18 protein-coding genes are annotated in these 21,660 nt (G+C 42.8%); 8 read left to right on the top strand and 10 right to left on the bottom strand.

Features of this window, described 5'->3' with window-relative positions; all coding sequences use genetic code 11:
• The first annotated feature begins 119 nt into the window (after nucleotides 1-119).
• The gene (locus V7K48_RS18875) at nucleotides 120-1,103 is read left to right on the top strand and encodes a vitamin K epoxide reductase family protein (protein WP_335074766.1); all 984 of its coding nucleotides are present in this window, start codon (nucleotides 120-122) and stop codon (nucleotides 1,101-1,103) included.
• Nucleotides 1,104-1,447: 344 nt separating this feature from the next.
• On the opposite strand, the gene nadB is transcribed toward V7K48_RS18875, so the two are convergent.
• The 3 genes from nadB to V7K48_RS18860 form a co-directional block, all read right to left on the bottom strand.
• The gene (gene nadB / locus V7K48_RS18870; protein ID WP_335074765.1) at nucleotides 1,448-3,124 is read right to left on the bottom strand and encodes an L-aspartate oxidase; all 1,677 of its coding nucleotides are present in this window, start codon (nucleotides 3,122-3,124) and stop codon (nucleotides 1,448-1,450) included.
• 168 nt (nucleotides 3,125-3,292) lie between these two features.
• Complete coding sequence (psbU, locus tag V7K48_RS18865; protein WP_335074764.1) at nucleotides 3,293-3,721, bottom strand: photosystem II complex extrinsic protein PsbU; 429 nt, start codon at nucleotides 3,719-3,721, stop codon at nucleotides 3,293-3,295.
• A gap of 539 nt (nucleotides 3,722-4,260) precedes the next feature.
• Entirely contained in the window at nucleotides 4,261-5,040 is a 780-nt protein-coding gene (locus V7K48_RS18860) for a DUF3120 domain-containing protein (RefSeq protein ID WP_335074763.1), read from the bottom strand.
• A 458-nt stretch (nucleotides 5,041-5,498) separates the two neighbouring features.
• On the opposite strand from V7K48_RS18860, the gene V7K48_RS18855 reads away from it, so the two are divergent.
• The 7 genes from V7K48_RS18855 to V7K48_RS18825 all read left to right on the top strand — a co-directional run bounded on the left by V7K48_RS18855 (nucleotide 5,499) and on the right by V7K48_RS18825 (nucleotide 15,902).
• Nucleotides 5,499-6,323, top strand: a complete 825-nt coding sequence (locus V7K48_RS18855) for an undecaprenyl-diphosphate phosphatase (protein ID WP_335074762.1) — start codon at nucleotides 5,499-5,501, stop codon at nucleotides 6,321-6,323.
• Between the two features lie 408 nt (nucleotides 6,324-6,731).
• Nucleotides 6,732-8,060: a TIGR03279 family radical SAM protein gene (locus V7K48_RS18850; protein ID WP_335074761.1), complete on the top strand. Its 1,329-nt coding sequence runs from the start codon at nucleotides 6,732-6,734 to the stop codon at nucleotides 8,058-8,060.
• A gap of 109 nt (nucleotides 8,061-8,169) precedes the next feature.
• On the top strand, nucleotides 8,170-10,962 hold the full coding sequence (locus V7K48_RS18845) for a glycoside hydrolase family 10 protein (protein WP_335074760.1): 2,793 nt from the start codon (nucleotides 8,170-8,172) through the stop codon (nucleotides 10,960-10,962).
• Nucleotides 10,963-11,761: 799 nt separating this feature from the next.
• Nucleotides 11,762-12,457 carry a PAS domain-containing protein gene (locus tag V7K48_RS18840; protein WP_335074759.1) on the top strand — a complete coding sequence of 232 codons (696 nt, stop codon included), beginning with the start codon at nucleotides 11,762-11,764 and terminating at the stop codon, nucleotides 12,455-12,457.
• Nucleotides 12,458-12,460: 3 nt separating this feature from the next.
• A complete protein-coding gene (locus tag V7K48_RS18835) occupies nucleotides 12,461-13,660 on the top strand; it encodes an EAL domain-containing response regulator (RefSeq protein ID WP_335074758.1) in 1,200 nt (399 codons plus the stop codon).
• Between the two features lie 176 nt (nucleotides 13,661-13,836).
• Complete coding sequence (locus V7K48_RS18830; RefSeq protein WP_335074757.1) at nucleotides 13,837-15,180, top strand: PQQ-dependent sugar dehydrogenase; 1,344 nt, start codon at nucleotides 13,837-13,839, stop codon at nucleotides 15,178-15,180.
• Between the two features lie 314 nt (nucleotides 15,181-15,494).
• Nucleotides 15,495-15,902: a phosphomannose isomerase type II C-terminal cupin domain gene (locus V7K48_RS18825; RefSeq protein WP_335074756.1), complete on the top strand. Its 408-nt coding sequence runs from the start codon at nucleotides 15,495-15,497 to the stop codon at nucleotides 15,900-15,902.
• A 76-nt stretch (nucleotides 15,903-15,978) separates the two neighbouring features.
• Here V7K48_RS18825 and V7K48_RS18820 read toward each other — a convergent pair whose 3' ends face one another.
• The 7 genes from V7K48_RS18820 to dndE all read right to left on the bottom strand — a co-directional run bounded on the left by V7K48_RS18820 (nucleotide 15,979) and on the right by dndE (nucleotide 21,500).
• Nucleotides 15,979-16,734, bottom strand: a complete 756-nt coding sequence (locus V7K48_RS18820) for a HEAT repeat domain-containing protein (protein WP_335074755.1) — start codon at nucleotides 16,732-16,734, stop codon at nucleotides 15,979-15,981.
• A 177-nt stretch (nucleotides 16,735-16,911) separates the two neighbouring features.
• Complete coding sequence (locus tag V7K48_RS18815) at nucleotides 16,912-17,451, bottom strand: GNAT family N-acetyltransferase (protein ID WP_335074754.1); 540 nt, start codon at nucleotides 17,449-17,451, stop codon at nucleotides 16,912-16,914.
• A gap of 17 nt (nucleotides 17,452-17,468) precedes the next feature.
• Nucleotides 17,469-17,660, bottom strand: coding sequence for a hypothetical protein (locus V7K48_RS18810; protein ID WP_334970205.1), 192 nt, complete (start codon nucleotides 17,658-17,660; stop codon nucleotides 17,469-17,471).
• Nucleotides 17,661-17,767: 107 nt separating this feature from the next.
• Nucleotides 17,768-18,175, bottom strand: coding sequence for an ABC transporter permease (locus V7K48_RS18805; RefSeq protein WP_334970207.1), 408 nt, complete (start codon nucleotides 18,173-18,175; stop codon nucleotides 17,768-17,770).
• Nucleotides 18,160-19,461 (bottom strand): AmpG family muropeptide MFS transporter, encoded by a 1,302-nt coding sequence (locus tag V7K48_RS18800; protein ID WP_335074753.1) that lies wholly within the window; start codon nucleotides 19,459-19,461, stop codon nucleotides 18,160-18,162. The genes V7K48_RS18805 and V7K48_RS18800 overlap by 16 nt, the downstream gene beginning before the upstream one ends.
• Nucleotides 19,462-19,604: 143 nt before the next feature.
• Nucleotides 19,605-21,062, bottom strand: coding sequence for a DNA phosphorothioation-associated putative methyltransferase (locus V7K48_RS18795; protein WP_335074752.1), 1,458 nt, complete (start codon nucleotides 21,060-21,062; stop codon nucleotides 19,605-19,607).
• A 51-nt stretch (nucleotides 21,063-21,113) separates the two neighbouring features.
• The gene (gene dndE / locus V7K48_RS18790; RefSeq protein ID WP_335074751.1) at nucleotides 21,114-21,500 is read right to left on the bottom strand and encodes a DNA sulfur modification protein DndE; all 387 of its coding nucleotides are present in this window, start codon (nucleotides 21,498-21,500) and stop codon (nucleotides 21,114-21,116) included.
• Nucleotides 21,501-21,660: the final 160 nt, after the last annotated feature.

Raw genomic sequence — 21,660 nt, 5'->3', positions numbered from 1 at the left:
GGGAAAAGATAGTTAGGAGTTATGAGTTTTAAATTAATTGTTTCTAACTCCTGATTCTTACTTAAGTCCTCACTCTTAACTCCTCACTTTTACCAATGCCCATTAATCAATAACAGTTTATGATTCGCCGCCGTTCTACTCCTTGGATTCATAAATGGTCACGTCCATTGATTGCCGCGATCGCTGGATGTGGTGCCCTGATAACAGGTTATCTCACCATAGAAAAGTTAACAGGAGGCAATGCAGCTTGTGTGGCACAGGCTGGTGTCAAGGGCTGTAATGATGTGCTTTCCAGTCCTTGGGCAACGGTTTTTGGCCAGCCATTAGCCTTGTTTGGGTTTTTGGCATACACCAGTATAGTAATATTTGCTTTGGCTCCCTTGGTATTCAACTCAGGGGAAAACAATCGCCGCAAACAATTGGAAAATTGGACGTGGTTGCTGCTGCTGGCCGGAGCGATCGCTATGTCTGTCTTTAGCGGCTACTTAATCTACGTGCTGACATCTCAAATTAAAGCTATTTGTCCTTACTGTATCGGTTCAGCTTTGTTCTCTCTGAGTCTTTTGGTACTGACGATTATCGGTCGGACTTGGGAGGATGTTGGACAAATCTTTTTTACCGCCATTATTGTCGGGATGGTGACGCTGATTGGTACTTTAGGCGTATATGCTGGCGTGAATAAATCAGATGTAACATCAGGAACTCCTGGACAAGCCGTACAGATTAACTTTTCTCCCAAGGCAGACCCTAACCCAGCATTCGGTTGGGAAGTTACCACTACTTCTGGTGAGGCAGAAATAGCTCTAGCACGCCAGCTTGCAAAGGTAGGGGCGAAGGAATACAGTGCTTACTGGTGTCCTCACTGCCATGAACAAAAGCTGCTTTTTGGTAAAGAAGCCGAGGAAATAATTAATAATGGTATTAAGGTAGAGTGCGCTCCCGATGGACTCAAAGCTCAAACAGAACTGTGTAAAGCCGCAAAAATTGAAGGCTTCCCCACTTGGATCATCAATGGTAAAAGCTATAGCGGAGTCCAAAGCTTAGAGGAATTAGCGAAAGTTTCTGGTTACACGGGCCCTCGTAACTTCAAGTATTTCAAGTAATTGACCTGAGTCAGCCTTAGCAACGGTTTTCATGAATTGGGAAGGCTACACCGACCTAGCGGTACGGTGTAGTTAACACCCCATAGTCAATCAATTTTGGATTTTGGGTTGACTATTTTGGATTTGTTCCACCCACTAGTAGTCTGTCAAGAAAAATTTAAGGGATAAATCAATTTTTCAATTTCTCAATAGGCTTTTTCCCAATTTTCCTGCGGCTTTTATCCGCAAATATCTCAAGTAGAAGAAAATTGATTAAGTATATTTATTTAATTTTAGTGTATACTTTGAATTCATTTTTACAGTACTTGGGAGCTACCTTGGAATCTAATAATGTCAGCGCCGAATCAAGACAATAGTGGAGATTTCCACCAATGATCTGTTTGTACAAGTGTGTGAACTTGCCAATTTGGGTCTGGTTGAGGATAATCTAAACGGTAGTGTCCGCCTCGGCTTTCAGTTCTAAAAGCAGCACTTTTGAGAATTAAATCAGCCACATCTAATAAATTGCGGGTTTCTGCCCAAAGTCCTAATTGCCGTTCAACATCTGGTAGGTCAAAACTAGCTGGTTCTGCAGGACGTAAAGCAAGCAAGAATTGACTTAAAGGCAAGATAGCGAAATCTTGCTGCCAAGATTCAACAGTGGCGATCGCACTTTCTAACCTTGATTGCTCCCGACAAATACCAGCACTTTCCCACACTAGACGTGGTAACTTCTCTCTGAGTGCTTCTAGCTGTGCTTGCTGGATGTGCCACTCACTAGCATCAACACTAAATTTCTGTAATGGCAGCACTGGTGTTTCTAACGGCAGCCTAATATTTTCCAACTCAATTTGGCCCATCTGAGCCCCAAACACAATACATTCCAGCAGGGAATTACTCGCAAGGCGATTTGCCCCATGCACACCGGTACTAGCGGTTTCACCGACCGCGTACAAACTGGGGATATTTGTGCGATTTATCAGATCCGCGACAATCCCACCCATCCAGTAATGGGCAGCAGGGGCCACAGGAATTGGTTCATGGAAGACATCAACGCCCCAATGCTGACAAACTTTGATGATGTTGGGAAAGCGGTGACGAATCTTGTCGGCGGGGATGGGGCGCATATCCAACCACACATGGGCAGTCGCCAGATCAAGGGCGGTACGTTGTAAATGGCTGAAAATGGCTCTACTGACCACATCTCTGGGTGCAAGTTCACCCGCCGGGTGATAGTCAAAGGCAAAACGCCGCCCTTCGTTATCGACAAGGTGTGCCCCCTCGCCGCGTACAGCTTCGCTAATCAGAAAGCGATCGGCACCAGGTTTAGTCAGGGCAGTGGGGTGAAATTGTACAAATTCCAAATCGCGGAGGATCGCCCCAGCCCGAGATGCGATCGCTACCCCATCACCCGTACTCACAGCCGGGTTAGTGGTTTGGGCAAATACCTGACCACCACCACCAGTTGCCAATACCACAGCACCAGCTCTTACCCAGGTGATTTCACCTTGATAAAACAGGCTTATTCCTTGACAGCAACCACTTTCGGGTTCGATCCACAAACTCAAAGCCAAAGCTTGCTGAATGACTTGAATATTTTGGCGACGTAATACTTGGGCGGTGAGGGTGGTGGTAACTTCTCTCCCTGTGGTGTCAGCGGCGTGGAGAACGCGGTTGCGAGAATGGGCAGCTTCTAAAGTTAAAGCCAAGGTTTGACCATGACGGTCAAAAGCAACCCCCAAGTTAACTAGGGATTGAATGCAGTTAGGAGCAAGTTGGGCAAGAAATTCTACAGCGGTGCGATCGCATAAACCCGCACCTGCCCGGATCGTATCTTCAATATGTAGCTTGGGAGAATCTTCCGGCGAAACGGCTGCGGCAATGCCACCTTGCGCCCAATCACTGGCGGACATAGCAACAGTTTCTTTGGTAATCAAACCGACTCGCAAGGACTCTGGTAGACACAGCGCTGTGTATAGTCCAGCGGCACCAGCACCGACTACTAAAACATCAAATTGGCTAGGAATATCTATCTGAGGCAAGGTAATGGGGGAGGGGGAGAGGGGGGAGCAGGGGAGCAGGGGGAGCAGGGGAAGACAAGGGAGAAAATTTTACCTTGTCCTCTTCATCCCCCTCATCTCTAATAGAATAATCCCACTCCCTAGAATCAGGAGTGGGCTGCTATTTGCTAGATTAACTGCAAGGTGCAGTTATCTGTAGATGCCGTTGTTAAAGCGATCATCTCCCTCGTTGAAGGCAGGCTCTAGGTCTGTCACGGTGAATTTATCGAAGTTGGCTTGCAGGGTTTCTTTTTGGCGATCGCTCAATCCTGGAAGATCCAATACATCCTCTACTTTTTGGTAGGGAGCATTCGTGATGATTTTCTTAGCCAGGGTGGGATAAAGCCCTGGATACTGTTGAAAAGCTCGGACGTTGGTATTATTTAAATCAATTTTTTTACCAAATTCCGTTCCTAGTTTAGCGTCTGCCCGATTCTGCCGCTCAATTGCCAGAACTGGGACTTGAGGAAAAGCAAAACTGTTGAAACTAGCAGCTTGGGCTATTTTAGTTGTTCCCAACCATCCCCAGCAACTAAGTAACAAACTAAACACTGTTAATAAACGCACCAATCCTTTCACGATTTTCTACCTCTTTCCATCAAACAGAAATAAAAGTTTTAAGCTAACAGGCGTCAGCGGTCATTAGTCATTAGTCAGAGTACCAAGGACAAAGGACAAAACCAGAAGTCTGAGCGCCGACTTTTTGCGTACAGAACTTTGGTGACAAAACCTGATAGCTTAATCAACACAGCAGTCATCAAAAACTAATATACAGCGGATTAATATCCACAATATTTGCCGTTACTGGGTTTGACTGTACTTTTGCTAAAAATTTTCCTAGTGGTAAGAGTGCCTGCATAACTGCAATGGTGTTCCATCCATGATCGTGGTAGCATTCCCAGCTAGACGAAATCTTTTCGGGGTGGCTGATTCTACCTCACAAGCAGACATGAAATCGGGTGATGTCTAATACCGAAAACCCTAGCAAGAAGACTTGATGTTGATCGATTGTTATGTAATATTTCTTAACTAATTAATCATCTACAGCATCATTTTTGATGTGCCGTAGATTGGGCTAGAAAAAGTTTCGGTTTTTATATTACCCAATTTTTGAATATTTAGGCTGCGATCGCAGCTAACAAAAATAGGCTGTCTACCAAAATTGTGCTTAAAACTGCGCCACTAAAGGCATACCAGTGTCTCTGATTTCGACCTAAAGGTAAAATCCCGACTATTAACAGCACTAAGGCGAGAATTATCGCCCAAGTTTGTCCCCAAGGTGCTTGTACTTGGATTAGGGCATTTTGTAAGATTTGTGGTGCGCCATCTGCATCTACTCTCATGATTTGCCGCCAATAGGGCATCAAGTCTGCTAGATAAAAATATACATCTGTTAAAACTGTACCGAGTAAAGAACCTAAATAAAACCAGCTACCTACCTTACCCCAATTCTTCGCCAGACACCAGCAAGCAAACGGTAAGCCGATAGATTCTACTGGCAGATGCCAAAAAGGTTCCCAACGTAAACAGCCCCAGTAAATCGCTCCTGCTAACCAACTCCAGCTAAATCCTAAGAGCAAATCTCCCCAGACATAAGTTGAAGTCCGTGACATTAAGGTAAAACTTAGCCACACCCAAAATGCTGTCAGCGCTAAACTTAGACTTGGTAGCGATCGCACTATTGGCGCTTCTACAAATACTGGTACTGTTACCAAAAACACCGCCGCCGCAAACACTAACCAAGTTTGTCGCCAAGAAAAAGATAAGGGGACAGAAACAGAAGAGGAAAGTATAGATTCTAATTGCCTGATACCCTTCTGCCTAGTATCAGCTAAATCCAATTCGGTATCAATCAAAGGGGTAGAAGCAGTGTAGGAGGACAGTGTATTATTAATCAAAGTTTTTAATATTTGTTACTAAACTTTATCTTATTTAATATATCACACTTTAAAATCCCCCCCTGGGGCATTTTAATTATACTGAAATTTCGGGGAGCGCTGGTGTAAACCAAGGAAAACATTCTGCACCAGACTAATCCATTAAAGTTGCACTATTTACATAAATCCTCTGTAGTTCCTTGTAAATGGGGGACTACAGAGAAGTCAGGGGTGAAATTTAATGGTTAAAAAGTGAACTAGCATTAGTCCCCTAAATATTAAAGTTTGATGAATTGGCAGAATTGCATTGACTTATTGAGGTGGGTGTAAGAACATGGTCAGCGTCTTCGATGGTGTTATTGATCAGTAAAATTGAATTTTCTCAAAAATTGGGTGCAGTGGAGAGTATATAAAGCAACATCATCAGTTAAACAATCTTCATAATCATGTCTAGAACAGGAAAAAGGTATTAATTACATATGGAGTTTATTCAAGCTTTTATTTTGGGTATTGTTCAAGGGATTACAGAGTTTTTGCCAATCAGCAGCACTGCACATCTTCTGATTGTGACAAAGATATTTGGTTGGAAAGAACTAGGTTCTAAAGATTTTGTAGATGCAATTCAATTTGGCAGTGTTATAGCAATTGTGGGTTTTTTTTGGTCTCTGATTTCTAGTATTGTCAAAGGTGGAATCGAAGCACTAAAAGACAAAGACTGGCAACGTGAGGAATGGAAAATTCTTGTCGGTATTATAGTCGGAACAATGCCTGCCTTAATTTTCGGCTTTCTTTTAAAAGATGTTCTACCGGAGAGTGCATTAATTATTGCCATCATGTCAATCATCATGGCGCTTGTTTTAGCTTTAGCAGAAAAAATTGGCACTCGGAAGCGGGGTTTTGATTCATTGCAGATTCGGGATGGTATTTTAGTTGGATTGGGACAAACACTTGCTTTAATTCCGGGCGTTTCTCGTTCTGGCTCGACGTTGACGACTGGCTTATTTTTAGGATTAGAACGCGCTACAGCAGCGAAATTCTCATTTTTGTTAGGGTTTCCAACTCTGACCATTGCGACGCTGTATAAAAGCCTGAAAATATTCAAGTTGTTCCAAGCCCACCAGTTGCCAGATAATATTGTTGGACTGTTAATTGTAGGGATTATTTCAACCTTTATTTTTTCCTACCTATCAATTGCATTTTTAATCAAATACTTAGCAACTAAAAATACTTTGATTTTTGTTTGGTATAGATTAGCATTCGGTAGTGCTATCTTACTGGCGATCGCAGCAGGTTGGAAAGGATAATTCCATAATAGTTAAGTAAGTAGGCGTAAATAATTAGAAGCTCATGTAAAGTGTGTTACCGCATTAGCGTAACGCACTGAAAATATTAAATGGTGCGTTACCGAAGCCTACAGCGGTTTTATATTAGGACTTACGCACTGAAAACCTGAAACCTCGTTCGCATAGCGTGCGCGAAGCGCACTCCCCCCTAACCCTCCCCTTGTCAAGGGGAGGGAACTAGATTCCTGTTTCCCCCCTTTCTAAGGGGGGATTAAGGGGGGTAATTCGACTTGTGTATACACCGTAGCTTTAAAAAGGGGGGGATTTAAAAAGCCCCCAATTTATCGGGAGTTGGGGATCTCTTCTGCGTAAGTCCTTTATATTTAATTCAACCTACCTACTTAAATAGTTCTTTGCCCTGTTTGGCCCATGACTACCATTCATCCTGCCCGAATTACCAAAGTTCTTCCAGACTCAATAGCCGCAGAGATTGGCTTTGAGGCTGGGGATGCGATCGTTGCTATCAATGGTACACGTCCCCGCGATTTAATTGATTATCAGTTTTTGTGTGCTGATGAAGTTTTGGAATTAGAAGTTTTAGATGCTGCTGGTAAAACGCATAGCCTGGAAATTGAAAAAGATTACGATCAAGACTTGGGGCTAGAATTTGAAACTGCCCTATTTGATGGCTTAATTCAGTGCAATAACTGCTGTCCATTTTGCTTTATCGACCAACAGCCACTAGGTAAGCGCACCAGCTTGTACTTGAAAGACGATGATTACCGTCTGAGCTTTTTGTACGGCTCTTATCTTACCCTAACCAATTTGCCAGAAAGAGAATGGCAGCGGATTGAGCAAATGCGCTTGTCTCCGTTGTATGTTTCTGTTCATGCTACGGAGCCTGAAGTGAGAATTAGACTACTAAAAAATCCGCGTGCGGGACAAATCTTGCAACAACTCAAGTGGTTTCAAGAAAGGCGACTACAAATTCATGCTCAAGTGGTTGTTTGTCCTGGTATAAATGATGGCAAACATCTGGAACAAACTCTCAAGGATTTAACGTCCTTTCATACTGGGGAAGTGCCTGCGGTAGCATCAGTGGCAGTTGTGCCAGTTGGGTTGACACGGTTTCGGCCTCCAGAAGACGAACTCACACCCGTAACTAAGGAAAAAGCAAAAGAAGTGATTTCCCAAGTGCAATCGCTCTCGCGACAATTTCGCCAACAATTCGCCTCTAGCGTTGTTTGGTTAGCTGATGAGTGGTTTTTGATTGCAGGTGAGGAATTACCCAGCGAATCTGAATATGAAGAATATCCCCAAATTGATAACGGAGTTGGTTCGATTCAATTATTTCTCAAGCAATTTGCCACCGTTGCAGCAGAATTACTCCCGCCAAAAGTATATCCTCAAAGAAAATTCACTTGGGTAGTGGGCAACGCCGTAGAAAAAGCATTTCAACCGATTTTGAAACGCTTAAATTTTGTTGAAGGTTTAGAAGTTAATATGCGTGCTTTATGTAGTGATTATTGGGGACAAACTATTAGTGTGACGGGATTATTAACTGGTCATGATTTGCTTTTAAACTTAGAAGGGCAAAATTTAGGTGATGGTATTTTGCTACCAAATATCATGTTAAAAAATGGTGAATTAGTGTTTTTAGATGATATGAGTATTAAAGAATTAGCTGGTAGGCTAAATACAAAAATTTTGCCAGTAGCCGGGGTTGAAGATTTAATCAAAACATGTATTTTTAATTAAGTTCAGGTTTAGTTATCAAAGTTCAGTTGTTTTTCGGAGGTAATTTATTGTTATGCTGGATGATAAATAAGAAGTAATGCTTAATAATTAATCCACTGAGGAGTCAGGAGTGAAGAATCAGGAAAAGTATCATGAAAAGGCTAATTTACAAATAAAAAAAGCCGGATTCTTCATTTTAAGTTTTAATTTTTTAATCTTAAATAGTTTTAGTATTTTGCCAGTAACGGCGGCGACTGAAGAAGCTGTATTGAGCGTAGTCCATAGCCAAGAAAATGCAAATCAATGGACAGGGATAACTGACCGCCTACAGACAATAGGGGTGAAATATTGTGTAATTCCCCTAGCTGATGTCAAGAGTGTGGCAGATTGGGGCGATCGCCGGGTATTATTTTTGCCAAATGTCGAGACATTAACGCCAACCCAAGCGATCGGCCTAGAAGAATGGATGAGTAAAGGAGGGCGCTTAATTGCTAGTGGGCCCGTAGGTAGTCTGTCAGCATCAGGAGTGCGTCAGTTATTGCGATCGCTTTTGGGAGGTTATTGGGGATTTAGCCTCAGTGACACAGAACAAATCAAACCCACAAAAACCAATATCCCAGAATGGGCAAATCAAACTCAACTCTCTGGCAAAATCCGCGGTGGCGTTGTGATTCCTAATGATCTGGGCACTGAATCTGCTGCTGTTTGGAATTCCAAAGATAATCCTGCCGCAGTAGTGACAACCGAGCGTTCTACCCTTTTGGGCTGGCGCTGGGGAACAGATGCAGCCTCAGCAGCAGAGTTAGATAATGCCTGGTTAAAAGCTGCTCTCAATCACTATTTGACAGCGCTACCACCATCGAGTCGCATGAAAAAAATAGCAGGAGGTTCCCCAAACTGCTCTACAACGGTGGTGGCTGTATCAAGGGAGCAGGGGAGCAGGGGGGTAGAGTCGCAGAGGGGTAGTTCATTTCCCTCATCTCCTCCTGCTAAAACTGCCACTGCTCCCATACCCAGACCGCTGACTATGGTCAAACCCCCAAGTTCTCAGGAGGCTATTGACCAATTGGAACAAGCGGTGCGTCTGGATCTTGCACCCAACTCCAATCAGCCGATTGACAACAACCAAGCGATCGCCCTCCAGCAAGAGCTAGAAAATCTGATTGGTCGGGTGGAAAGTGCTAATTTAGCGGTATCAGCCGATGCGGCTAATGAAGGCGTTGGGATATCTGAGGAAAAGCAGTCCTCTAGGTATCTGGACACCTATACCCCCCAATCTGTCAGGGAACAGCCGACGCAATTGGCCTCGACTCAATTGGGGGGGCTAGTCATAAGTAAAGACCAAGCCTTGGCACAGGTAAGGGTAATTGCTAAAAACTTACCCCAATTGATTGCACAAAAAAACTACGCTCTGGCTCGTCAGCAGTGGCTGGTAGCAAAGACGATTTTGTGGCAGCAGTTTCCTGTTGATCGTCGGCAGGCTCAACCAGAAATTCGGGCAATTTGGTTAGATCGGGGGACGATTGTTCGTGCTGGTAGCAAAGCGGGATTAGCCCAGATTTTTGATCGCCTAGCCCAAGCTGGGATTAATACCGTCTTCTTTGAAACTGTTAACGCTGGCTATACCATTTATCCCAGCCAAGTTGCAAAAGAGCAAAACCCATTAATTCGTGGGTGGGACCCACTGGCAGAAGCGGTGAAATTAGCCCATGAGCGAGACATGGAATTACACGCTTGGGTTTGGACTTTTGCTGCTGGTAACCAACGGCACAATGAAATTATCAACGTTAATCCTGATTATCCAGGGCCAGTGCTGGCGGCTCATCCGGATTGGGCAAACTACGATAACCTTGGCAACATGATTCCTGTTGGGCAGACTAAGCCATTCTTCGACCCAGCCAACCCCGAAGTCCGGCAGTACTTGCTGAAGCTGTACGACGAAATCGTCACTCGCTATGAGGTAGATGGTCTACAGCTAGACTACATTCGCTATCCCTTTCAAGACCCATCAGCAGGTCGAACCTATGGCTATGGTAAAGCTGCAAGAGCACAGTTTCAGCAACTTACTGGTGTAGATCCGATTAATATTTCCCCCAGGCAACCAGAACTGTGGCAAAAGTGGACGACATTTCGCACTGTGCAAATTGATAGCTTTGTTGCCCAAGTTTCACAACAGTTGCGACAAAAACGACCGAATTTGATTTTGTCGGTTGCAGTATTTCCTCTGCCACAACTAGAGCGGATTCAGAAAATTCAACAAAACTGGGAAATTTGGGCAAGGCGGGGAGATGTAGATTTAATCGTTCCGATGACTTATGCTCTGGATACTTCTGGCTTCCAACGACTAGCCCAACCCTGGATCGCCTCTAAACAATTGGGAGCTACATTGTTAGTGCCAGGAATTCGCTTACTTTCTTTGCCAACAATTGGAGCATTCGATCAACTCCAGTTGGTAAGGGACTTGCCAGTTAGTGGTTACGCACTCTTTGCCACAGAGAATTTTAACAACGAGCTACAAAAACTCTTTAGTAGCACCCAAGGTAGGGTTCAATCTACAACAAGTGAACCGATTCCTCACCGCCAGCCTTTTCAAACTGCCGCCATCCGTTATACCGCCCTACAACGGGAATGGAAGTTTGTTTTCCAAAATGACCAACTACAAAGGCCTGCTCAGACAATTTCAGATTTTAACAACCAGGCAGAAGTTTTACGCAGTGCTTTAAGTCAGCTTGCTGCTTCCCCTTCTGCTAGTAAGTTACTAGTGGCGAAAGCCTCTCTAACTCGTTTCCAGTCTAAATTTCGGGTATTGATGAGCCAAGAGCTTAAGTCAAATTCCTATCAAGTCAAAGTTTGGGAAAATCGGCTTGTGACTATAGAAAGGCTATTGCGTTACGGCGAACGGCGGGTGCAATTGCGTCCTTAGTAAAGAAGCAAGGGGGCAGGGGGAGCAGGGGAATAACTAATGTTCAATGCCCAATGCTCCATACCCCAATACGCTTGGGTTAAGGAAATTTATCTTTTAAGGCAGGCAGGGGGCGAAAAAGCTTAACCCAAACGTATTGCCCCATACCTGATTTCCAACTAGCTGGATATAAGCTGCTTTGTATTTCTTAACACAATTTATACTCTGTTTATAACCGAAATATTACTACTTGTTTGGCGTCAAAATATTGGAAAATACTCAAGTAAGAAGTTTTAGATAACTATTTTTTAATAATAGCTATTGTAAAAATATATGTAAACTTTATCTCACTTCTAAGGTTACTAAGCTGAAAGTCAATAATTGACTGTTCACTGCTGATGGTTGTGCTATAAACACCACTATTAGATGCGATCGCACTGATGGCAGTATGGGTCAAGAGTGTCTTAGTTTATTCATCTTTGCAGGTAGTTGGTTCCTTCACCAAGCTTTATATGGTAATGCTTATAGCTTGAAGAAGTAGCTTGAAAACAGCCAATATCTTTGAAGTTATACATACCTCACTCATTGATATTAAATATGTGCTAAATTTTACAACTAGTTTAAATTTTATTATTTATATAAAAGCAGTTTTATTTACTGCCAGTTGTAGATAACCAATATCAAGTTGTTAGTCTTGTCAACCCTGAAAATATTTGTCAAGCACTAGTACAAAAACAGAGAAAACTAGAGGTAACGCTAGTATTATTTCCTTTGAGGGAACACATTAGATTCTTGTTGAGAGACAATTTTGTGAGTACAAATGGTTACTAGCACACGCTATAGTACTGACAGATACAACAAACCAGATCGTCTCATTGGAGTTTCTGTGGATAGTACCTCCTGTGTACAAGCAGAAGTATCATTGCATGAGAGTGAAAGACGATTTCGCGCCATCTTCAACAGCATCTTCCACTTTACCGGGTTGCTGACAACAGAGGGTATGGTGCTAGAAGTTAATCAAACAGCACTCGACTTTGGCGGATCACAGCCACAAGATGTAGTTGGGCGTCCATATTGGGAAATATGGTGGGCGATTTCTGAAGAAACACAATGCCAATTAAAAGCAGCAATGGCACTTGCTGCTAAAGGTGAATTTGTCCGTTACGAGGTTGATGTAATCAGTGCAGAGCAAACAGTAAGAACCACAGACTTTTCTTTGAAACTGCTTACAGACGAAACTGGCAAAGTCGTGCTGCCCATTTTTAAAGGACTCGATATTACTGACCTTAAGCAGGCACAGACCGCTCTGCAAGAGGCGAAGCAACAGCTAGAAATACGATTGGCAACGAACTATTGTTTTACAACAAATAAATGGGCAGCTATTGTCAGAATTTGGCGATCGCTAAATCGTCGAAGAACAGCTGCGGCAAGCCCAGCAAATATTACAGCTAATTATAAATACTATCCGCCAGTGTTGTCATTTTGTCATGAAATAATAAAATATAAATTGAGGTAAATTATGCCCAAAATTTTAATAATAGAAGATGAAGAAGCAGTTCGTGAAAACATTTTAGATCTGCTAGAAGCTGAGGATTTTGAAACTCTTGCTGCGGCTAATGGCAGAATTGGGGTACATTTGGCTATCTCCGAAGTTCCCGATTTAATTCTCTGTGATCTGATGATGCCAGAAATTGATGGTTATGGCGTGTTAACAGCGTTACGCCAAGATCCGTCAACGGCAATAATTCCCTTCATTTTTCTGACTGCAAAATCTGCCAAATCTGACTTCCGTCAAGGTATGGATATGGGTGCAGATGACTATATAACTAAACCATTCACTCGGGCTGAGTTATTAAATGCCATCATCAATAGGTTGGAAAAGTACGCTACTTTAAAAAGGTATTTATCTCTTCAGACTGTAATTAACAACTTATCTCCCAAAATGCAGCTATTAGAAATTAGCTTATACCGGGCTATCAAACAACATAATTTTCAAGAGTTTGAAATTTATTATCAACCAATAGTCGATATTGCTTCTGGAAAAATAGTAGCTGCTGAAAGTTTATTGCGCTGGCAAAGTCCAGAGTTTGGGATGATTTACCCAACAGAATTTATTCCGTTAGCAGAGTCTACAGGTTTAATTATTCCTATTGGTAAATGGGTATTAAAAAGGGTTTGTCAACAAATTAAAAGCTGGCGTGATGCCGGAATTTCTTCCTTGATTATTGCTGTAAATTTGTCAGTAATTGAATTTAATCAACCAGATTTTATTCATAATATAGTTAATTTTCTAGCTGTCAATGATTTGCAACCACATTACTTAGAGCTAGAACTTACTGAAAGTATGATAATACATGATGGAAATAGGGCGATCGCTACTATGAACCAATTGCAATCCTTGGGCGTCAAAATTGCGCTCGATGATTTTGGTGCGGGCTGCTCTTCTTTAATTTATCTGAAAAACTTACCAATTAATACATTAAAAATAGACCGTTATTTTATCCATAATGTTGCTAATGATCAACAGAATTCAGTTATTACTAAGGGATTGATTCAAATGGCTCATAATCTTAATATAGATGTAGTTGCTGAAGGCGTAGAGACGGAAGCAGAACTGGCTTTTTTGCGCCAACACAACTGTAATTATATGCAAGGTTTTCTATTTAGTCATCCATTGCCAGCAGCAGAATTTGAAAATTTTTTGTTAAATAATAAATAGCTTATATGAATATTTGACTAATACTAATATTAGGCATTGGGCATTGGAAAAGAATTTAGGCCCCAGTCTTTAGTATTTCATTAGGTTAACTAATTAAGAAAAATCAAACTTTAGACTGGCGACAATTATTAAGTCTCAAGTCTAGAGTAAAAAAATTGTGTATAGTGTTTACCGCCATGAAAGTTCCTGCGCGTTTCTTGCTGCCAGTTTTCTTACTGACCTTGGCAGTAGCCTGTAACCAGACTCGCGCTTCCTCAGATAATCCTACACCACAAACATCTGTACCTTCTGCTCAACTGACACAGAATCCTAAACAGCCAAAAAATATCGTCCGGACTGAAGCACTTTCACCTACACCCATCCGGATCAATCTGAAGAATTTACCAGCACCCTTCGCAACAGAAAGTGCCTCTAAGCAACCAGAGGTTGTGCCCATTCCGCAAAACCCGGTGCTGCGCGTACCACCAGGTTTTACAGTTAACGTCTTTGCCGAAGGTCTAAATGCCCCACGCTGGCTAGCTTTAACCCCTAGTGGTGATGTCCTAGTGACTGAAACCGAGCAAAATCGGATTCGTCTGTTGCGTGACAGCAACGGTGATGGTGTAGCCGACGTTCGAGAAACCTTTGCTAGTGGGGACAACGGACTCAATAGACCCTTTGGTATGGCTTTTGCAGATAATTCCTTTTTTCTGGGGAATACAGATGCTGTGGTGCGTTTTCCCTATACTCAAGATCAAAACAAGATTACAGGTAAGGGGAAAAAAATCGCCGACTTGCCTGCTAAAGGTTATAACAACCATTGGACGCGCAATGTGGTTGTCTCGCCCAATGGCAATAAATTATATGTTTCAGTTGGTTCAGGAAGCAATGTGGATGAAGAACCCCTACCACGGGCTTCGATACAGGTGATGAATTTAGATGGTTCCCAGCAGCAAACTTTTGCTTCTGGCTTGCGTAACCCTGTTGGTTTAGACTTTCATCCTGTAACTAAAGAACTTTACGCCACTGTTAACGAACGAGATGGACTCGGTGATGACTTGGTTCCAGACTATTTGACACGCCTTAAACAGGGAGCATTTTACGGCTGGCCTTATGCTTATTTGACACCAAAAAACCTCGATCCGCGCCAAAAAACGGATGGCAAAAGTAAACGCCCCGACTTAGTAGCGCGTACCCAAACGCCAGATGTACTGTTCCAGGCGCACTCAGCAGCATTGGGTTTGCAGTTTTATGATGGTAAAACGTTTCCAAAAAAATACCATAACGGTGCTTTTGCTGCTTTTCGTGGTTCTTGGAATCGCGATCGCGGCACCGGTTATAAAATTGTATTTGTTCCCTTCGATGCTAAAGGGCGATCGCTTGGCTACTACGAAGACTTTCTCACAGGATTTTTGCTAAATCCTTCTGTCCCAACCACTTGGGGACGCCCTGTTGGTTTACTTGTGTTACCAGATGGCAGTCTACTACTAACAGAAGAAGCCAATAATCGGATTTATAGGATTCAGTATACGGGGGGGTGAAAAATTTAAAATTAAGAAATTCAGCAATAGAATCGATTATCTGGGGTCAAGTTATATCTGAATTTTCACGTCATCTGAAAAAGCCCAGGAAAGACCTAACCCCCTTCCCGCGTCGGGAAAGGGGGAAATTCAAAGTCTCTGATTTTTTAGGAGAGAAATAGAAGTGAGGTTTTCCAGATACCGTGGAAAGTCAGATCATAACTTAGAGCAGTTGTGATCACTAGAGATGCTGTGACCATTTCCCTTCCCAGGTTTATTGTGTTTACGCTAGATTACTTAAAAATACCGATAATCATTTGGTTGAAAAATTAGTCATGGCTCAGAATGAAAATAATACTCAGTCAAATACCAATGAATTGTCTCCACATTCAGGTACACGATATTGGGGTGAGGTGGAGGTGATCGAGGAGGGAGAAACCTATAGAATTAGTCGTGTTGAAATCAAGCCCAGGCACGGTATTAAACCACAAATCCATTATCACCGCAATGAACATTGGGTTGTAGTCTCCGGTGTAGCCAAGGTGACTTGTGGCGATGCAGAAATATTACTGAATCGAAATGAGTCAACTTATGTTCCCGCAGCAACCCTACATAAAGTAGAAAATCCTGGACATATCCCGCTAATTATTCTAGAAATTCAAAATGGTGAATATTTGGGTGAAGATGATACTGAGCGTCCTTATGACTTAAATTTGGTCAAGTCTGGAGCTGAAGGACAGTAAGAATTTTAGATTTTAGATTGAAATTTAATCCAAAATTGTCAATTCAAAATCCAAAATTGAATTGCCCAATGCCCAATCAAAACCACCCTTCTTGTTCCAGGGTTTCAATCAACTGCAAGCCACGGGGATCACCTACTCCTAACAGTGAGGCTTTGGCGTCTTCCCGGACTCCCAAATCTGGGTCTTCGGCAAAGGCTTGAATTAGGGCGTCGATCGCTGTGGCATAAACTACATTAGAAGGCAGTTCACGACACAGTTGACCAATTGCCCAAGCGCTGTTGCTCCGCACTGCTGCCACGGGGTCTTGGACTAAAGCTTCAATTAATGGTGGCATTGCCCCTATAACTGCTTCATAACCCACTTCTGCCATCTGTGCTAAGGCGCTAGCAGCCCACAAACGCACTGCGGAAATGTCGGTTCTTAGGGCATCTGCTAAAGGTGGTAAAGAACGGCGATCGCGACAGTTTCCTAAAGCCCAAACAACACCTTTACGCACATAGCCATTCCAATCACTGTTTAGTTGAGCAATTAACGGACTCACAGCCTCTGAACTGGGATTGCGTCCGATGCCATAGGCTGCACTCACCCGCACTAAGGGACAAGTATCTGTTAACAGGCGAATCAGATGGGGGATAGCACGCGCATCTTCAATATCACAAAAAGCACGCGCCGCTAACATTCGTTGCTGGGGCTGGGGATTTTCCAGCAAGGCTAGCATCACTTCTGGATCAGGCTTCGCCACAACTGATTCGGCAGTGAGCGGCTCTATTTTATCTAAGGGGCTTTCTAGCTCCTCAATATCTAGTAGGCTTAGATCGTCTTCGTCATACATAATTTCATTTCAATCCCTTTTTGGGATCAACACATAATCCCCCGCGCCACCAATAAGTTAAAGCTTTATATATATTAGTTAGGTTCTTATACATTTTCCCTTCTTCCTCGTTGAGTTTTATCCAAACGAGAATCGCCATAACTCAGATGCTACAGTATATTACCGCTATCCTCTAGTTTATTTTTCTGCACTCAGGAATTTTACCATCCACAGGGATTGGGTTTGATAACCTAACTGATTGTAAAGATTTAATGCGGGTTTGTTTGATTGAAACACTTGCAATCCAATCTGGCGATCGCCTCTTTGAATAGCCCAATTTTCTACATATCGCATCAAAGCTCTACCAATACCCCGTCGCCGATGTTCTGGCACAACGTAGAGGATAAATATATGAGCATGACGGTTACCCTGCACTTGATCTATGGCATTGCCAACCCAGAGACAAGCTATGGGAGGATGGGGGGATGGGGGAACAGAGGGGATGAAGGGAAAGAATTGATCTTCTGCCCCTCTGCCCCTTTGCCCCCATGCCTCTTCTTCAACCCACCACAAGGGCGTATCGCTGGAGAAGTATTGCTTAACTGTTTGTTCTAGGTGAGAAAAATCCTCATTGGGAAAAAGATCCTGGTAAGTTTGGTGCATGAACTTAAGCAGTAGCGCTCGATCCAATGTGGAACCACGGCGAATAATATACCCCGGTAGCAGTTGCTCAGACACTTCTGACGTTTATTGATTTAGCTAGCTGAGTGATGTCCTACTGATAGTAAATCAGTTGGAATAGGTTGATAACTTACTTCTACCTCTTCAATTGGTGCGGGTGCTGCCATATCGGAGGGTAAAAAGATGCGGGCGCTGACTGCCACTAGCGCAAAGACAAATACTAATACTGCAAGCAAGGGGGCGATGTACTGACGAAAAATAGCCATATTTTAGATTGCAAAGGAAGCTTTGAACTTTTATGAGAATTTAGCTGAAGATTTGTGAAGTATTCTGGAATTATTTTAGCGATTTTTCGGGCATGGAAAATAACAGATTATCGGCTATCACGCTCTAAGTCATCAAGAACTCTTTCGCAATACCAATTCTCCGGCATTCCAGGATAAGTCTCCTTTGCCTGTTCAATTAACCTTTCAGCAGCGACGGTATCACCGGATAACTTAGCGATTAGCCTGTTTTTGAGATAGCTGTCAGATCCACCTTCCTCTACCTGGTTTGGTATCCTTTGATTTATAGTTGATGGCCGGGACTGCTCTCTCCGCAACTGCCAAAATAAAACGTAATAAAGTGTACCAAAAATTAAAATTAGGCTGAGTGTTCCGAAAAAAGTTAGGAGATTAAATGCTAAAAATCCCAGAACTAACTGTGAGAGAACATAGCCAAGTAATAAACCAGTGAGTAAGAGAATAAATGTGCCGACAGCAATAACTACTTGATTCCCCATACATCCTCTTCTTCGTTCTCCAATCCTGGTCTGGATAATACTACCACCGGCTTTTGATTCCAAGGGGCAAAGAATGGCAATAATAGTAATCCCGGCAAAGCAGCTATTGCTGTCAGTAAAAAAAATGTAGACCAGCCGGTGGTTTGTGCCCATGTACCTGCTCCAGCCGTGAGAATATCTCTACTAAAAGCCTGCAAACTCGAAAGTAAGGCGTACTGTGTAGCTGAAAAGCTTTGGTTACAAAGACTCATCAAAAATGCTACAAAAGCAGCAGTTTCTAGACCAGCACAAAATTGTTCTATATTAACGGCAGCCAACATTAGATAGAAGTTTTTACCTACTACTGCCAATGCAAAGAAAGCCAAGTTGCCGACAGCTTGCAGTATGGCGAATATCCAGAGCGAACGATTAACACCAATTTTGGTCATTATTGCTCCTGCTGCCAAGGTGCCAACAATAGTGGCGAAAATTCCTAATGCACCAGGAAATGCTATGTCGGTTTGAGTAAAATGTAAGCCTTTATCTAACAAAAATGGGGTGGATACATTCTTTAGTAAAGAATCCCCCAACTTGTAGATCACAATGAATATCAGGATTAAAAGTCCTTGGAGCCAGCCATGACGCTGGAAAAATTCAATGAAGGGTAATTTGACGGCGGCGGATAAAGTCTGAGGCGGGCGATCGCGTAGGACGGGTTCTGGTGCAAAAATAGAAGTTACCATGCCTACGAGCATCAACAGCGACATCAACAAGTAAACAGCTTGCCAAGGCATTCTATCTGCCAAAAATAGGGTGACATAACCGGTTACTAAAATGGCAATGCGATAACCCAATAAGTAAATAGATGCTCCAGCACCTGTTTCTTGTACTTCCACTACATCAGTGCGGTAAGCATCAACTAAAATATCTTGACTGGCGCTAAAAAAAGCAACGGCCACAGCAGCAATTATTAAAGGTTGTAGCCCAAGGGAAGGTTTAAATACAGCCATTGCAGCTATACTTAACAGTAATGCTACTTGTGTAATTACCAGCCAACCTCGACGGCGCCCTAAAAAAGGCGGTACAAATCTATCTAGTAAAGGCGACCAGAGAAATTTTAAAGAATAGGGCAGCTTTACTAAACTAAAAGCGGCGATCGCTGCCAAGCTAATTCCTTCTTTGGTCAACCATGCTTGTAATGTTTGACTGGTTAAATACAACGGTAAACCTGATGAAAACCCAAGAAATAACAAAGCTCCCATCTTCGGACTGCCAAAAATTCGTAGCAGCGATTTATTTACTTCCACAATCTTGAAGATTCCTTTTTATCTAATTGAATTGCAGTTATCTTGCCATAGCTGCTGTGTAATTTCGTATAAGCACACAAACCTGCTAAGATTTTCTTTATTTAAGATACATATCAGCAATGCTTTAACAGTGTGATTATTGCTTAATTTTCCTTAATTGAATAAACCTGATGCGCCCTAATTTCTACCCCATGTGCAGCAAGGCATTTTTCCCAACCTTCTTGCGTACCGATATCGCTTTTGTGATTGAGTAATCCTAATTGCTGTTCTTGTTGGGTAAGTTGAGCAAATTCTTCGTAACCAGGGTAGTTGCTGGTAACAAATGTTTCTTTCCGGTGCAAAATCGGCGGATTTGCTCTAGTGGCATAGTCTCGGTGAGTGACGACTAGGGTTTTTAAGTCAATAGTTATACTAGCTTTTAAGGCTGGATGGGGGTCAGTATCGAACTCAGGGTAACACAGATAGGATATTTGCGGCTTATCAGTATGATATTTGATCAATGTGGCTTCATCTACACGCCCAATGGTGCGGCTAGCACAGCCTTCACAAATCCGTAGCACCGGGTCAAGTGCTGCTAGTGCCGAAACATGGACGTAAAGGGCACCGCGTGTGTGTTTACCAATTTTGCTTTTTTCACAAGCAGTTTGAATCACCCCAGATTTGCCTAAGCTGAAAAGTTTTTGGTCAGCTACAAGGCACGCTTCCTCGTAGCTACTAAAAAAGGCTTTGATATCGTGACGCATTTGGGGTGCTAGCTTCTGCCATGCAGGACGTTGATCAAAGTGGGTGAGGGCAAGATAAACTTGGATATCTAGAGAACGACGGTAAGCGATCGCATCCCATTCTGCTTCGTCGGTAGCTTGTAAAACTACACCAAAAGCGCGGCGGAAGTTACCAAATTCGCTAAGTAATTCCTGTTCATTTTCCAATTCGCCTTTGGCAGGTAGTCTACCGCGCTTGGTAAAAAAAGCCATGAGCGGTTGTAGCTGTTCTTGATAATCTTCAAACCGCTTAGTGGGGATGCGGACTCGTGGTGTAGAAGTGGTAGAAAAGAAGCGAATAGCTTTGTAACTTTCTTTTTCAGCCTCATCTCGAAAAACAAAGTAGACGCCCAGCGCTATCGGTACTGCATCTACATTTAGGACTTGATCAATATAAGTTTTGAGTTCTTCTTGTTCGTAATATTTCTGAAAAGTATTGCGGCGCGTCACAATCCCATCATTGTAAGCAAGTTGGGTTTTGCTGGGAGCGTTAATCAGTATTTGAGCAGCGACAATTAAAACTTTCCCGGTGAGTTCCCAAGCTTGGCGAAGGCTTTGACGGCGTTCCTCTGGATCTTCAATAACGTTGAGGACATAACCCAAATTGACCACATCAGCGGAGGTGCGTGGTATATCGGGATGGTAGTAAGGGTCCCAGCCTGCGCTGGTATAGCCTAAGTTGCCTACTCGATGCACATCACCACCGTAACCGCAACCGTAATCAAAAAAAGTAGTGTCTTGATTTAGGATTGCCCATTCTATTGCCAATCGCACGGGGCGAGATAAATCAGTGCGAGCGATCGCAGCTCTATGACGCTCGATTTCTAGCGCTTCAGGCATAATATTAGTTGTCAGTTAACAGTGAACAGTTAACAATCAACTAATATCCTTTCAATTTTTAATGGCCAGTTCAATTAAATCTTCAATTTTCTTGATATTTGGATCGCCTGCTAAGTAACCAATACCACGATGCAAATGTAAGCGAAATTGGGTAGCGAGGGTTTCTTTGTCAGTGGAATAACCGTCATTGTGACAGCGTTGCTTCAGGGCGAGGAGGAGAATATCGGACATTTCGCCGCCAAAGACGCGCCAAGTCATTTCGACGTTGCTATCTTGGGGAATTGGGACGGGGGAGGGTGCGGCTGGTTCTGCTAGGGAACGACAAAATGCCCAACGGCATAGGATATTCCATTGGTCGATTTTGGTGCTGCGTCTGAGTTTGGTAAGTTGGTCTTTGGCTGTTTGGGAAAGTTTTATTCTTTCGATTGGGGATTCCATGATTAAAGGTTAAAGAAATGCTCTACATTATGCTTTCACATAATTAATAATAGTTAACAGCTTGTTATTAATTTGGTATAATATGCATTTACACATGTATAGGACTTACGCAAGAACTCTCTGAAACTCTTATTTCTCCGTGTCGCGCCAGTTGCTACCC

Source organism: Nostoc sp. (genome assembly GCF_036919615.1).
GTDB lineage: Bacteria > Cyanobacteriota > Cyanobacteriia > Cyanobacteriales > Nostocaceae > Nostoc.
Note: the sequence above shows the minus strand (reverse complement) of the source record. Positions and strands in the feature narration are given on the sequence as shown.

What these genes read in the sequence shown, in the direction of transcription:
- V7K48_RS18875 (WP_335074766.1), top strand. Translation starts at nt 120, where the DNA reads ATGATTCGCCGCCGTTCTACTCCTTGGATTCATAAATGGTCACGTCCA.
- V7K48_RS18855 (WP_335074762.1), top strand. Translation starts at nt 5,499, where the DNA reads ATGGAGTTTATTCAAGCTTTTATTTTGGGTATTGTTCAAGGGATTACA.
- V7K48_RS18850 (WP_335074761.1), top strand. Translation starts at nt 6,732, where the DNA reads ATGACTACCATTCATCCTGCCCGAATTACCAAAGTTCTTCCAGACTCA.
- V7K48_RS18840 (WP_335074759.1), top strand. Translation starts at nt 11,762, where the DNA reads ATGGTTACTAGCACACGCTATAGTACTGACAGATACAACAAACCAGAT.
- V7K48_RS18835 (WP_335074758.1), top strand. Translation starts at nt 12,461, where the DNA reads ATGCCCAAAATTTTAATAATAGAAGATGAAGAAGCAGTTCGTGAAAAC.
- V7K48_RS18830 (WP_335074757.1), top strand. Translation starts at nt 13,837, where the DNA reads ATGAAAGTTCCTGCGCGTTTCTTGCTGCCAGTTTTCTTACTGACCTTG.
- V7K48_RS18825 (WP_335074756.1), top strand. Translation starts at nt 15,495, where the DNA reads ATGGCTCAGAATGAAAATAATACTCAGTCAAATACCAATGAATTGTCT.
- V7K48_RS18820 (WP_335074755.1), bottom strand. Translation starts at nt 16,734, where the DNA reads ATGTATGACGAAGACGATCTAAGCCTACTAGATATTGAGGAGCTAGAA.
- V7K48_RS18810 (WP_334970205.1), bottom strand. Translation starts at nt 17,660, where the DNA reads ATGGCTATTTTTCGTCAGTACATCGCCCCCTTGCTTGCAGTATTAGTA.
- V7K48_RS18805 (WP_334970207.1), bottom strand. Translation starts at nt 18,175, where the DNA reads ATGGGGAATCAAGTAGTTATTGCTGTCGGCACATTTATTCTCTTACTC.
- V7K48_RS18795 (WP_335074752.1), bottom strand. Translation starts at nt 21,062, where the DNA reads ATGCCTGAAGCGCTAGAAATCGAGCGTCATAGAGCTGCGATCGCTCGC.
- dndE (WP_335074751.1), bottom strand. Translation starts at nt 21,500, where the DNA reads ATGGAATCCCCAATCGAAAGAATAAAACTTTCCCAAACAGCCAAAGAC.